The sequence below is a fragment of the Ignavigranum ruoffiae genome, from assembly GCF_900110675.1.
Classification (GTDB): Bacteria; Bacillota; Bacilli; order Lactobacillales; family Aerococcaceae; genus Ignavigranum; species Ignavigranum ruoffiae.
In genome coordinates, this window is the sequence record NZ_FOEN01000002.1 from 139,821 (window position 1) to 153,309 (window position 13,489).

Annotated in this window: 10 protein-coding genes and 1 tRNA gene; 4 read left to right on the top strand and 7 right to left on the bottom strand. The window is 40.6% G+C overall.

Going from position 1 to position 13,489, the window contains the following annotated elements:
• Window positions 1-3 precede the first annotated feature (3 nt).
• From phnE (BMX34_RS02800) to BMX34_RS02825, 6 genes are all read right to left on the bottom strand, one after another.
• Window positions 4-774 carry a phosphonate ABC transporter, permease protein PhnE gene (phnE, locus tag BMX34_RS02800; protein WP_092570560.1) on the bottom strand — a complete coding sequence of 257 codons (771 nt, stop codon included), beginning with the start codon at window positions 772-774 and terminating at the stop codon, window positions 4-6.
• Window positions 774-1,553 (bottom strand): phosphonate ABC transporter, permease protein PhnE, encoded by a 780-nt coding sequence (phnE, locus tag BMX34_RS02805; RefSeq protein ID WP_092570563.1) that lies wholly within the window; start codon window positions 1,551-1,553, stop codon window positions 774-776. The genes phnE (BMX34_RS02800) and phnE (BMX34_RS02805) overlap by 1 nt, the downstream gene beginning before the upstream one ends.
• A complete protein-coding gene (phnC, locus tag BMX34_RS02810) occupies window positions 1,550-2,314 on the bottom strand; it encodes a phosphonate ABC transporter ATP-binding protein (RefSeq protein ID WP_092570565.1) in 765 nt (254 codons plus the stop codon). The genes phnE (BMX34_RS02805) and phnC overlap by 4 nt, the downstream gene beginning before the upstream one ends.
• A gap of 90 nt (window positions 2,315-2,404) precedes the next feature.
• A complete protein-coding gene (locus BMX34_RS02815) occupies window positions 2,405-3,322 on the bottom strand; it encodes a phosphate/phosphite/phosphonate ABC transporter substrate-binding protein (RefSeq protein WP_092570567.1) in 918 nt (305 codons plus the stop codon).
• Between the two features lie 325 nt (window positions 3,323-3,647).
• A complete protein-coding gene (locus BMX34_RS02820) occupies window positions 3,648-4,376 on the bottom strand; it encodes an amino acid ABC transporter ATP-binding protein (protein WP_092570569.1) in 729 nt (242 codons plus the stop codon).
• Window positions 4,377-5,843 carry an ABC transporter substrate-binding protein/permease gene (locus BMX34_RS02825; RefSeq protein ID WP_234971665.1) on the bottom strand — a complete coding sequence of 489 codons (1,467 nt, stop codon included), beginning with the start codon at window positions 5,841-5,843 and terminating at the stop codon, window positions 4,377-4,379.
• Window positions 5,844-6,149: 306 nt separating this feature from the next.
• On the opposite strand from BMX34_RS02825, the gene BMX34_RS02830 reads away from it, so the two are divergent.
• The 4 genes from BMX34_RS02830 to BMX34_RS02845 all read left to right on the top strand — a co-directional run bounded on the left by BMX34_RS02830 (window position 6,150) and on the right by BMX34_RS02845 (window position 10,841).
• The gene (locus BMX34_RS02830) at window positions 6,150-7,685 is read left to right on the top strand and encodes a ClC family H(+)/Cl(-) exchange transporter (protein WP_092570573.1); all 1,536 of its coding nucleotides are present in this window, start codon (window positions 6,150-6,152) and stop codon (window positions 7,683-7,685) included.
• A gap of 137 nt (window positions 7,686-7,822) precedes the next feature.
• A tRNA-Leu gene (locus BMX34_RS02835) sits at window positions 7,823-7,905 on the top strand.
• A gap of 802 nt (window positions 7,906-8,707) precedes the next feature.
• Complete coding sequence (locus BMX34_RS02840; protein WP_092570575.1) at window positions 8,708-10,093, top strand: L-cystine transporter; 1,386 nt, start codon at window positions 8,708-8,710, stop codon at window positions 10,091-10,093.
• 226 nt (window positions 10,094-10,319) lie between these two features.
• Window positions 10,320-10,841 (top strand): hypothetical protein, encoded by a 522-nt coding sequence (locus BMX34_RS02845; protein ID WP_092570577.1) that lies wholly within the window; start codon window positions 10,320-10,322, stop codon window positions 10,839-10,841.
• A 219-nt stretch (window positions 10,842-11,060) separates the two neighbouring features.
• Here the strand turns inward: BMX34_RS02845 and BMX34_RS02850 are convergent, their stop codons facing one another.
• Window positions 11,061-13,226: a Tex family protein gene (locus BMX34_RS02850; protein WP_092570579.1), complete on the bottom strand. Its 2,166-nt coding sequence runs from the start codon at window positions 13,224-13,226 to the stop codon at window positions 11,061-11,063.
• Window positions 13,227-13,489: the final 263 nt, after the last annotated feature.

A 13,489-nucleotide genomic window follows, 5' to 3' on the forward strand; every position in this document is an offset into this window, starting at 1 on the left:
CCTTTATTTTAGCTTATGACGTAAGATGGCATTCAAGTAGTCGATCAGTAAGACCACGACAATAATCGATAAGAGAATAATACTTACTTTGGACCAGTCTCGCTGCTGTAAAGCAAAAATTATCGGCGCTCCGATTCCTCCCGCCCCCACTAAACCAAGCACCGTTGCACTTCGGACATTAATTTCAAAATGAGTCAAAATATATGTAAAGGTCTTAGCCATAATTTGGGGAAGCTTTGCATATTGAAAAACTTGCCAAACACTGGCCCCACTCGCTTCAAAAGCTTCAATCGGCTGCCCTTCAATTTGATCACAGGCCTCGGCGACTAACTTGCCAACCATACCCACCACTTGGATACTTAGGGCCAAAGCTCCGGCAAAAGGGCCAGGACCCACAATTCTAACAAAAAGAATCCCATAGATTAAAGCAGGAATCGCCCTTAAAAAAGCAAAAAATCCTTTAATCACGCTCGATAAACTCTGCAATTTACGACCTATTATTCGCTTAGAAGCTAAGAGTGCTAAAGGAAAGGCCAAGACCGATCCTAATACTGTGCCAAAAAAAGCAATATTTATCGTCTCAATCATCAAACTCAATAAATCTTCTTGGCTACCATCATAAAGGTAGGTCCACTCAGGCTGCATCAAGCCACTTACAATATGTTGTAAATCACGCCAATGTACTAAAGTCATATTAGAAAAATCAATTCGCATGAAAGCTAGGACGAGCACACAGATAAAAATAATCGATAATCCAAATTTTTTCCAAGACATCAGAGCACCTCTTTTCTGAGATAATAGCTCAGCCCATCCGTCAGCAACACAATTAACAGAACAACCAAAATAATTAGAGAAACACGATCATATTTGAAAAAACCTAAATTTGTCTGCAGAACCACCCCTAAACCACCGGCGCCCACATAACCCAAAATCGCTGAAGCTCGAATATTCACCTCGAAGGCGTATAGGCAATAAGAATAAATGTCATGCTCGACTTGGGGCCATACCGAATTACAAGCAATTTGCATTCTACTCGCTCCTACCGCCTGATCCGCTTCAAGCGTTCGCGCATCAAGCGTTTCAATACTGCCATAAATCAATTGAGACACCATCCCAAAAGTAAAGACAGTAATCGTGAAAACTCCCGTAGCTGGTCCAATACCGATAATGGCAACAAATAAGGCTGCTAATAATAAGTTAGGAATGGTCCGAATCACGGCAAAGATTGAGCGAATAATGACCGACAAAGCTAACATTTGAGAGACCATCGGTGTTGCGAGGAAGGCTATCGGAATAGCTAATATAGATCCTAGAAACGTTCCCACCACCGCCATGGCTAGCGTATCGATTACTGGGTCGATAAGTTTGGGAAAATAAGCCCAGTCCGGGTTCATAAAAGAAGATAAAAAAAGCTGGAATTGCTGCCGATTATCCAACACCTCCCGCCAATCGGCCGCTAAGTTACGTTGACTATAATAAAGAATGATTAATAGGCCCACGAAGTTTAGCAATTGAAGACCTAAACGATCATGGATGGTATCTTTCAATCTCATTTCGAAACCACTTCCCTTAGCCAGAGACTTTCCCCATAAATTTCTTCCAAGCGCGCATCATCTGCTTCCTGAACTGGACCGTCAAACACAATCCGTCCCGATTGCATGCCAATAATACGACTGGCATAGCGACGTGCCAAGTCAATAGAATGGAGATTAATCACAATGGTTCGACCATATTTCTGATTTAAACGTTGGAAATCTTTCATAACACTCTCGGCAATAACCGGATCGAGCGAAGCCACGGGTTCATCCGCCAAGATAATTTCCGCTTCTTGGACAATAGCCCGAGCGATGGACACTCTTTGTTGTTGGCCTCCTGATAAGTTACGAGATCGTTCCTTTAACTTATCCTCTAAGCCGACTAATTTTAACGCTTCGATAACCTTTTGATAATCAGTTGAACGATACCAACCCAATAAAGTCTGTAAGTTATTATAGTAACCTAAACGACCTGAAATGACGTTCTTCTGAACAGTATGACGTTTAATCAATTGAAATTGTTGAAATATCATACCAATATTACGTCGGATTTCTCTAAGTTCACGACCTCGAGCTTGAGTCAAGGACTGACCATTGATAAAGACTTCCCCATCACTGACTTCAATGAGACGATTTATCGTACGTAACAGCGTACTTTTCCCAGCTCCCGAAGAACCGATTACCGCCACAAATTCGCCTTGGTTAATGGTCAAATTAATCTGGTCCAAACCGCGCACACCATTGGCGTACACCTTGCTTACATTTCTTAATTCTATCATTCTAAGCTCCTTATCCTAATAAATTGACATAAAAAAATCTCATTTGACAGACCCTGCCAAATGAGAAACAAAGCTTTGATAAATGATTCTTTATTCAGCAGCGATCTTGGTATATTCAACCACTGTGTCATAAACCGACTCATCAGCTTCAACATAACCTAAGTGATTCCATAAGGCCATAATATCTTTACCTTCATCAGACTGATTCATCTCCAAGAAAGTTTGTTTTACTTTCTCTTTCAAATCAGCATCCATCTTTGGTTGAACTGCAATCGCATCATTCGGGATTTCCCCTTCAGATAAATATAATACTTTTAAATCTTCTGGAAGTTTATTATCTGGGAAAGCCTTAGAGAAAACATAGCGCGTACCTTGGAAAGAAAAGCCGGCATCTTGTTGACCATTTAAAATCGCCGTAATCATTGACGGAATATCGTTTACCACGGTTAAGTTAGCTTCACTAACTAAATCAATTCCTTGGTTTTTTAATTCAGCAATCGGATAGATATAACCGGAAGCAGAGCTAGGATTTAAGGTCGCAATGTTCTTGCCCACTAAATCTTTGACATCTTTAAGATCACTGTCTGCCTTGACTAAGATCTCAGCTCGGAATGATCCGGTCGTTTCACCCTCTAAGGGTTCGCCGGTTTCGTCATCAAATGCTCCCAAGACAGAAGTCAATAATGCTTCAGCTACTCCCATGTCTCGTGCTTGCGTATAAGCAGCTGGTGGCATAATACCGATATCCACTTGACCAGAAGCCATCGCTTGAACAATGGTTGAATAATCAGTGGCTAAGGTGACATTCACTTCCCGTCCTAATTTCTCACTTAAATATTTAGCGAAAGGTTCTGCCTTAGCCTGCATCGATCCATCATTATTAGTTGGTACAAATTGAACTTCAAGAGCTTTCTCTTCAGCTTCAGCCTTGAAATTTAAACCAGTAGCAACGAATACAAAAGCAATCAGCACCAGAGAAACGATCGATAAGAAAGATTTTTTACCCATGAATTATTCCCCTTTTTTTAATTGATACCTTTATTATAAGTAGGAATTATTAATTTTAAGTAAATTTTTTGTAAATCTTTGGCAAAGGCTAAAAATAATTTGATTTTCTAAAACTGAAAGCAAAAAAACTTAATTTTAGCAAAGAAAATAACCGAACGGCAATCAATGATCAGAATCTTTAAGTTTGGGCTTTAACTTTTTCAGTGGATTTTGCTAAGCAATTTCCAGGAAAAGGTTGTTCCTTACTTGATGGGTTGATTCATATATTGAGTAACCATTCGGTTAATATATTAAATAAAGTATTGAATTTTGACTATTCTTTGAGTTATAAGACTTTATCAAGGAACTCTTTGGTTCGTTCTTCTTTCGGTTGATTAAATAATTGATCAGGAGTGTTTACTTCAACCACATAACCTTCTTCCATAAAGACCACCCGGTCTGCGACTTCGCGGGCGAAGCCCATTTCATGCGTTACCACAATCATGGTCATCCCTTCATTAGCTAGATTCTGCATAACAGCGAGTACATCGCCAACCATTTCGGGGTCAAGGGCGGAAGTCGGTTCGTCAAAAAGCATAATGTCTGGTTTCATCGCCAAGGCTCGAGCAATGGCCACCCGTTGCTTCTGACCTCCCGAGAGCGAGCGCGGATAAGCATCAACCTTATCAGAGAGGTCAACTGTTTCTAATAATTCTCGCGCATAAGCTTCAGCCTCTTGCTCAGACATCTTGCCTAATTCTACCGGAGCTAGGCTAATGTTGTCCAAGATCGATAAATGAGGGAAAAGATTAAAGTGTTGGAAAACCATGCCGATATGCTCGCGGACTTTATTAATATCTATATCGGCAGAAGTAATATCTTCTCCCTTAATCAAGACCGATCCCCCTTGGATGTCTTCCAGACGGTTCAGACAACGAAGTAGGGTTGATTTGCCTGATCCTGATGGACCGATAATACAGACCACTTCCCCTTCTTCAACTTCTAGATCGATTGACTTTAAGACTTCATGCTCACCAAATGATTTCTTTAATTGTTTTACTTCTACTATCGACATTTAAACCATCAACTCTCTTTCTAGACGGTTGGAAATCTTCGTAAGAATCGTTATCAGAATGACATAGATCAAACCAACAATTAACCAAATTGATCCTGATTGGTAAGTACGAGCAATAATAATTCGTCCGGTCTGGGTGAGTTCGACCAGGCCAATAATGGATAGAATCGAGGTATCTTTTAGAGTAATGACAAATTGGTTAATAAAAGACGGCACCATCACTTTTAAAGCCTGAGGTAAGATTATTTTCCTCATGGTTGTCTTCTTACTTAGACCCAGTGAACGCCCTGCTTCCATCTGACCGACCGGGATGGCTTGAATCCCACCGCGAACAATTTCAGCAATATAGGCCGCTGCGTTTAAACCCAGCGTTAAGATTCCTGCGATTGGGGTGGCGAATTTGATGCCAGTCATCTGAGGGATTCCGAAGTAGATAAAGAAAGCCAGTACTAGCAGTGGCAAGCCCCGCATCAAATCAATATAGACTAAAGCAATCGATGATAGTACTGAATTTTCTGAATTTCGCATCATCCCTAATAGAATTCCCAACACAAAGGCAAAGAATAATGAAGCAAAGGTAATCAGAATTGTCTTATATAAACCACTCATCAAGGCAGGTAAATTCCCTTTCAATTGACCAAAGAAGGAATTATCTACCGTTTCATCGGCTTCGGCACCAATATATCTATCGAGGATTTCGTCATATTTGCCGGAGTCTTTAATCGATTTCAAACCGGCATTAAACATTTCTAGCAGTTCCTTATTTTCGCCTTTACTCACTGCGAAGCCAAAAGGCATCTTTTCGATTTCTTCACCAATTAGGCGTAAATCAATGGTTCCTGTATTGACCGCATAGGCCATGACCGGATAGTCTTCAATCACGGCATGACTGTTTCCAGAAATTACATCTTGATACATATTGACCGAATCTTCAAATTTGGTCACTTTGTAACCATATTGATCTTTCAAGCGTTCGGCAATATCGGCCCCTTGTGAACCAATTTTGGTCGCCACCTGCTTCCCTTTCAAATCTTCAAGTTTTTGAATATCGCTTTTGGCATCAACAGCAAACATAGAACCTGCTTCAAAGTAAGGATCAGAGAAATCAAAGGATTGTTTTCTTTCATCAGTGATTCCCATGCCATCAATCATACCGTCAGCCTGTTTAGATTCCAAGGCTTGCAGCCCTGATGAGAAAGGCATAATCTTGTACTCTATCTCAAAACCTTGATCTTCAGCAATAGCTTCCAGAATCTCAATATCAATCCCAATTAATTCACCATTTTCATCAGTAAATTCAAATGGACTATAATCTGTAGAGGTAATTACACTGTACGTCTTTTTCTCTTGGGCAAGTACTTGACTAGCGGGCAAAATCAAACCTAAGCCAAAAATGAATAAGATCCAACAAAACAAGACCGACCCGATTTTATTACTTTTTTTGTGTTTTTTACTTTTAGTATTCACATAAATCCACCTCTTGTTAAAAATTTTAAAGAATAAAATTAAAAAAAGCAAAAGATATACACTATAATATGAAATATATATGAGTTTCTACTGATTTTTTTCTTATTTTAATCTAATCTTAATCAAGTGAACGCAAAAAAAAGACGCCTGCAAAACAGACGTCCTATGTTAGAAGCGCTAACACAAGTTTAATTCTATCACTTGCCTAGTCAGGTCGCAAGATTTATGACTGTGAGTGAAATCAATTTTCCCATGCGCTATCAACTTATGCTAAAATGAAAATGTATGTTCTAAAGGAGGAATTCGATGCAATCCGGTCCCACAAATACCTTAGAGTCACAACCCTCGCTGCCAATTCTGATGGTTTTAGGGGCAATCATTGGACTCGTCGCTGGCTTAACTTCGATTGCTTATCGCTTTGTGATTAGTCAATTTGAAAGCTATCGACATATTTTATATAGTCAGACAAGTTTATTCTATCTTATCTTGTATGGACTGGCTATCTTATTGATTGCCTATATTCTACTACGTTTATTACAATGGGCACCTTTTTCGAATGGATCTGGTATCCCGCAAATTAAAGCCGAAATCATGAATCATATTGATCAAGCGGCTTGGCCAACCATCATAAGTAAATTTGTCGGTGGATCATTAAACAGTTTGATTGGTTTTAGCCTAGGAAGAGAAGGCCCCTCAATTCAAATTGGAGGTATGGCTGGCAAATGGTTGAGCCAAGTCTTTAAGGTACCTAGCCTTTCCCGTAAATTTCTAATCACAGCCGGTGCCTCGGCTGGATTATCAGCAGCTTTCAACGCACCCCTAGCGGGTGTTCTGTTCACCTTAGAGGAAATGTATGGCACCCTATCAACAGCCATTATCGTGCCCAGCATGGTAGCCAGTCTGGTAGCCAATTTCGTTTCCTTTAAATTAATGGGATTGGAATACTCTTTCTCATTCGCCATTAATCAGAACCTGCCCTTGGATTGGTGGTATTTATTAATTATACTCGGCTTAGCTTCGGGAATCGTAGGTGTTGCATTCAATACTTTATTGGAACAAGGTCGCCAACTGTTAGCCAAGAGTAAGTTGAAGCCTTATACCATTATCATCTTGACTAGTTTCATCGTCTTGGCACTAGGTTACACCTTGCCAGAAGTGCTTGGTGGTGGCCATCACTGGATTGAAAAAATGTCCACTCAACACTTCAGTCTCGCCTTTCTAGCCCTAATTCTTATCGTAAAAATGATATTAACCATTCTTTGTTACAATTCAGGCGTCCAAGGGGGCATCTTTCTCCCTGTCTTAGTCTTGGGCGCAACGCTGGGAAATATTATTGCTCAAAGCAGTCTAACTGCCCAAGATCAAGACACCTATTTGATTAATTTCATAATTCTGGCCATGGCCGGTGTGCTGGCTTCAGTGGTTCGAGCACCTTTGATGTCTATTCTCTTAATTACCGAAATGACTGGCTCTTTAAATCATTTTATTAATATTGCCATCGTCGCTTTCATCGCCATGGTGACCGCTGATTTATTAAATTCTCAACCAGTCTATCATACCTTATACAGCAATCTACTCCGACGAATCGAACGTGATCAATTACAGATCCATGATCATCAACAAATAATTATCTCGCCGATTCAAATCAGCCACTCTGATCGCCAAGCCTCGTTATTGATTAAAGATCTAACCCTGGATTGTCCCTTCCAGATTGTCAAAGTCATTCGCGAAGAACAAAGCTTTATCCCAAACGGCTCCGATGTGCTTCTACCTGGTGATTTAATCTACGTCGCCTACGCCAAATCCGACGCTGAAAAAGTCATTAGCTATTTCCAAAGTTAGCATCAATCTTTTAGCGAATATCAAAATCAATATACAAAAATCACTTAAATTTTCACTATCAACAGCAAAATAGAATTCGTATAATTCTAGAATTGACAAGTTCTCTCTAAATAGCGTATAATGAATTCTATCGTCATGCGGACATGGCGGAATGGCAGACGCGCTATCTTGAGGGGGTAGTGAGTGGATACTCGTGTGGGTTCAAATCCCATTGTCCGCATTATCTATTTTATTTTTTTAAAAGAAGTATAAACGTTGGTAATATAATGTTTTGAATGAAAAATGAGATTGTTTGATATTAACTGAAATCAAATTTTATCTACAATTTTACATACAACTTTTATAAATTAATGCGTCCTCAACAAAATATTATTTTAAGAGCCTGTAATTGGCTCTTTTTATTTTTAAATGAGATTAAAAATGTAACAGACACAAATACGAATCCTGTCACTCGCAAGAAACTGGAAAGTCCACGCAGATTACAATCTCTTACGACTTGTCGATTAGAGATTGTCTAGTGGATTGAGTTCAAAAAAGAAAGACTTTGAAGAACATCCACCCCAACTCTCTTTCTTTATTCTTCAAGATAAGAATATAATTTTTAGTACGAGTAATAAATAAAGTTATTTTTCTTAAGTCGGAAGCATGGGCCTACGAGAACCCTAGGATCAGCATACTTTACCCACATCAATCCCTTGAAGATTCCGACTTATGGGATGTGAGGCCTAAAGTAAGTCTGGAGCTTATAATCATAAGCGGAAGACGGTACCCAAGAGTTCGAGTAAGCCCATGCCAAAGACTTAAACAAGAAAAAATTGTCTAATCCTATTAATTAGTCTTTTTTAAATTATAATCTTTCTCATTTTAATCACATTATCGGCTATATTTTCAGTTAAATATCATAGTTCCTTGAATTGATACTTATGCCTTTACAAGCTTATTCTCTTTTGTTAGAATTCGTACTATAAATTCTGAGAGTTTACAGATGTAATCTCTACTATTTTATTTAGGAGGATGGTTTGATGGCAATTATTTTATTTTTATTCGTTTTTCTTGCCTTATTGTTTTTACTTTTCCGCATGAGTCGGACTCACGTAGCCTATGCCAAACGGGTCTTCACCGGCTTGGGCTTAGGGATTGTCCTAGGGGCAATCATTCAGTGGCTATACGGCGTTGAGAGTGATACCACCAATCAAATAATGGATTGGATTTCGATCGTCGGCTCCACCTATATCAAATTGTTACAAATGTTAGTCGTGCCTTTAATCTTTGTTTCCTTGGTCAAAGCCTTTACCCAAATGGAAGGCCACAGCCATCTAGGTAAAATCTCAGCCCATATTCTTACGGTTTTAATCGGAACCGTTTCTGTTGCAGCGACATTGGGAATTGCCTCAGTATTGTTATTTGGACTTAATGGTGCTGAATTCAGCCAAGGTGCTCAAGAATTGGCTCGAATTGAAAGCCTGCAAGAACGCAGTGCCATGGTTGCCGACCTCAGCCTACCTCAACAAATTATTGAATTCGTACCAAGTAATATCTTCGAAGACTTAGCGGGTAGCCGACCAACCAGTACCATCGCGGTCGTTATCTTCTCAGCCTTAGTAGGAATTGCCTATTTAGGTGTTGCCCGAAAATATCCAGAAGATGCACGAACTTTCAAGGGTATTATTGATGCCCTACACCGCATTGTCATGCGCTTAGTATCACTTGTTTTACGCATGGCTCCTTACGGAATTCTGTCTCTGATGACCATGATGGTCGCTACTTCCAGCTTACAAGCTTTGTTGAATATGGGAACCGTCTTATTGGCTTCATATTTTGCTTTTGCCATTATGTTTATCATTCATGGACTCATCTTGGCAGTCAATGGTCTATCACCGATGACTTACTTTAAGAAAGCTTGGAATGTCTTGAGCTTTGCCTTTACCTCTCGCTCTAGTGCAGCGGCTCTGCCTTTGAATATTGCGACTCAAGAAGAGGCCTTTGGGGTCGACTCTACGACTGCGAATTTCTCAGCCACCCTGGGAATGTCCATCGGTCAAAATGGCTGTGCCGGAATTTATCCTGCCATGTTAGTAGCTATTATTGCTCCAACCGTTGGTCTTGATTTATCTAATCCGATGACCTGGTTAACCATTGTAGCAACCGTAGCGATTTCATCATTTGGTGTTGCTGGGGTTGGCGGGGGCGCTACTTTCGCCGCCTTGATTGTCTTTGGAACCTTAGGCTTACCGATTGAAATTATTGGTCTAATGGTTTCTATCGAACCGGTGATTGATATGGGGCGGACAGCATTGAATGTTTCTGATTCTATCGTGGCAGGTCTAGTCACTTCAAAACGACTACACTCGATGAATACACAAGAATTCAATGATCCCGAACAACAATTAACGACTGAAATTGGTTAATTGATAGATTTAAATAATAAAAAAGCTATCCTAAAAATGCTTGAAAGTTATTTCTTGCGCTTTGGGATAGCTTTTATCTTGCTCAATTAAAGATCAATTCTACTTGGCTTAAATTTATTTTCGGCTATAATCAAATTATAATGATAATCTCTTAAGGCTGATCGTCAATTTTGCTGTCGTTTGTTCCACGCTTCCCATAGGATAATGATGTTAGAGGAGGATTTGAATGCTTAAGAAGTGTCTACCCTATCTGCTGTTTAGCTTAGCTATCTTGTTTATCTTTAACCTATTTGCTCCTCAAGTTGTGGCTAAAGACTTAAGTTTTGATGATTTTATCGGAAGTTATACGCTAGAAGATAGTTTTATTAAGGAGATTTCTGTCAAAGAAGACCAGGTCATACTTTATCTAGACGATATCGAGCAAGCTATTAGCAAAGGTGACCCGCTAGAAGAAGTTTATCTGCAGATTAAGAATTTTGTGGCCAACGAGCCTAGACAGGACTTAGCTGATCCGACTGAAAGTAATCAAGACTCGCTCTTAATCGCCAAAGCCTCTTACCGAGAAAATAAAGATACCGATCATGAAGCTAGTCACCAATTAGTCTTTGAAGATTTGATTCAATCGGCAATGGTTCAAGATAACCGCTTAGAATTAGCCTTGAATGATAAGTATCTTTTCCAACTTGCTAAGGACAAAGATGGTAACTTAGTTGATGACCAGCACCAGGTCACTTTCAACAAGCAATAACTTTATAGAGACGCGTTGAGCAATCACTCATCCAATAGAATTTAAATATTTAAACAAAAATAGACCGAATATTTACCGAATCGACACTAATAATTCCGACGAATGGTAAATATCCGGTTTTTTGATGCTTTATTGATTGACGCAACCCGTGCACTTATATCTGGTATCTATATCTTGCCTACACAAACAAAATTTAGCTTCAATCTTATCTTAACTTTATCAACCGCGTTTCAGACCGATACGCTGACTTTGTGGATCCAATGAGATCACTTCAACTTCAACAATATCACCGACGGCGACCACTTCTGCAGGATGCTCGATAAACTTATCCGATAATTTGGAAATATGAATTAAGCCGTCTTGCTTGACGCCAATATCGACAAACGCTCCAAAATCAACCACATTGCGGACCACCCCTTGCAAGGTCATACCGACTGATAAATCTTCAAAACTTAAGACATCCTCGCGTAAGATTGGGGCAGCTTGACCATCACGAATATCCGCCGTTGGATGCATCAAGCCAGCCAAGATATCCTCGAGGGTTTCTTTACCAGTAGCCAAATCTTGACTCAAATCAGTGAGATTAAGTTGGCCGAGGACCTGTGTGGCTTGCTCACTGCCCAGGTCAGCTAAATCAATACCAGCTAGGGCTAAAATTTTCCGGGCCAAAGGATAAGATTCTGGGTGAATCGAGGTCTGGTCTAAGGGATTGTCTCCACCTAAGACCCGAATGAAACCAATCGCTTGCTCGAAGGTCTTGGGACCGAGTCGTTTCACCGCTTTAATCTGGTCTCGCGACTGATAGCTACCGATACTATTGCGATAATCCACAATATTCTTGGCGGTCGTTAAACTCAAGCCTGAGACGTGCTGTAAGAGTTGAACCGATGCCGTATTGATATCGACGCCGACTTGGTTTACTGTCATGTTGACCACGAAATCGAGTTGTTCGTTTAAGGCTTTTTGGGATACATCGTGTTGATATTGACCTACTCCCATTGATTTAGGGTCGATCTTAATTAATTCTGCCAAGGGATCTTGCAATCGACGAGCGATTGATACTGCTGATCGTTCTTCCACTTGGAAATCAGGAAATTCTTGGCGAGCAACCTCACTGGCCGAATAGACTGAAGCCCCTGCTTCACTCACCACAATAAAGCGAGCGGCTAGTTGATGTTCTTGGATGACTTGGGCCACGAATTGTTCAGATTCTCGGCTCGCTGTTCCATTGCCAATCGCAATCACTTCAATTTGATATTCCTCGATAAGCTCAGCTAGTTTGTCAGCTGCCGCTTGTCTTTGGGGCTGGCTGGCCGGTTTATGCGGATAAATGACTGCTTTAGCTAAAACATAACCTGTTTCATTAATCATCGCCAATTTACAACCCGTTCGATAAGCTGGGTCAAAGCCCATAATCCGTTTGCCCTTAAGGGGAGCTTGGAGTAACAAATGACGCAAGTTATAACCAAAGACTTCAATCGCTTGTTGGTCGGCTTCTTCTGTCATTTGGTTGCGAATCTCTCGCTCAATCGCCGGTTGAATGAAACGCTTGTAGGCATCTTCGATGGCTGCCAAGACGCGGTCCTTCTTCGCCTCAGCCAAAGAATCGGCCACAAAGCGTTTAACCATATAATGAATTGCTGGTTCAGCATCCGCCTCCACCTTGACCGAGATGACGCCTTCTTTTTCAGCGCGGTTCATCGCCAGTGTCCGATGGGCCTGAAGTTGGCTCAGCTTTTCTGTGAAATCATAGTACATTTCGTAGACCTTTTGCGGATCAGCTTCTGCATCTTTCAGCTGACTTTGGACCACCGCATTATAATGATAATATTTGCGAATAAAATCGCGGAAATCAGCCCGATCAGACACAGCTTCAGCAATGATTTCATGAGCACCCGCTAAGGCGGCTTGAACGTCTTCAACTTCTTGGGAAAGGAATTGCTCAGCCTTCTGTTCAATATTGCCGGTCTCTTCTGGAGCTTGTAACCAATCTGCTAATGGTTCTAGTCCTTGTTCCTTGGCAATCATAGCTTTGGTTCGCCGTTTTTGCTTATAAGGTCGGTAAAGGTCTTCAACTTGTTGTAAAGTGGCAGCTTGTTGGATCGCTGTTTGCAATTCTGGGGTGAGCTTGTCTTGCTCAGCAATCAAACGTTTAACATCCGCCTTTCGCTCAGCTAGGGCTAAGATTTGCTGTTGCTGTTGTTGGATTTCATATATTTGAACCTCGTCTAAGGACCCCGTCCTTTCCTTACGGTAACGGGCAATAAAAGGGATCGTATTCCCCTCCGCTAACAATTCTAGCGTTGCTTGGATCTGCCGATCTTTAATTTGGGTCGCCTGACCTATCTGCTGAATTAAATCGGCTTGAGTCATAATCGCTGACATAGAATAATTCCTCGCTTTCTATAACGAGCTAATTATAGCATAGGTTGATGGGACCAACAAAACCTGGGCTTTACCCCTAGGCAATATAAAGTCATATAGCTTTCTTAATATAAAAAGCCGGGTCCCCTAGTGAAACCCAGCTTGATAAAGATTGACTTCGAAAGTCTTTATACCTTCATGTTTGCTTACCTCAAACATTTCTCACAGTTCCGTTCATTTTGGCCTAGATTTTTAAATGTGTCATCAGCTTAATATAGTGATAA

Coding starts and splice junctions, on each gene's coding strand:
- BMX34_RS02850 (WP_092570579.1), bottom strand. CDS start 13,226: ATGTCAGCGATTATGACTCAAGCCGATTTAATTCAGCAGATAGGTCAG.
- BMX34_RS02840 (WP_092570575.1), top strand. CDS start 8,708: ATGGCAATTATTTTATTTTTATTCGTTTTTCTTGCCTTATTGTTTTTA.
- phnC (WP_092570565.1), bottom strand. CDS start 2,314: ATGATAGAATTAAGAAATGTAAGCAAGGTGTACGCCAATGGTGTGCGC.
- BMX34_RS02845 (WP_092570577.1), top strand. CDS start 10,320: ATGCTTAAGAAGTGTCTACCCTATCTGCTGTTTAGCTTAGCTATCTTG.
- BMX34_RS02820 (WP_092570569.1), bottom strand. CDS start 4,376: ATGTCGATAGTAGAAGTAAAACAATTAAAGAAATCATTTGGTGAGCAT.
- phnE (WP_092570560.1), bottom strand. CDS start 774: ATGTCTTGGAAAAAATTTGGATTATCGATTATTTTTATCTGTGTGCTC.
- phnE (WP_092570563.1), bottom strand. CDS start 1,553: ATGAGATTGAAAGATACCATCCATGATCGTTTAGGTCTTCAATTGCTA.
- BMX34_RS02815 (WP_092570567.1), bottom strand. CDS start 3,322: ATGGGTAAAAAATCTTTCTTATCGATCGTTTCTCTGGTGCTGATTGCT.
- BMX34_RS02830 (WP_092570573.1), top strand. CDS start 6,150: ATGCAATCCGGTCCCACAAATACCTTAGAGTCACAACCCTCGCTGCCA.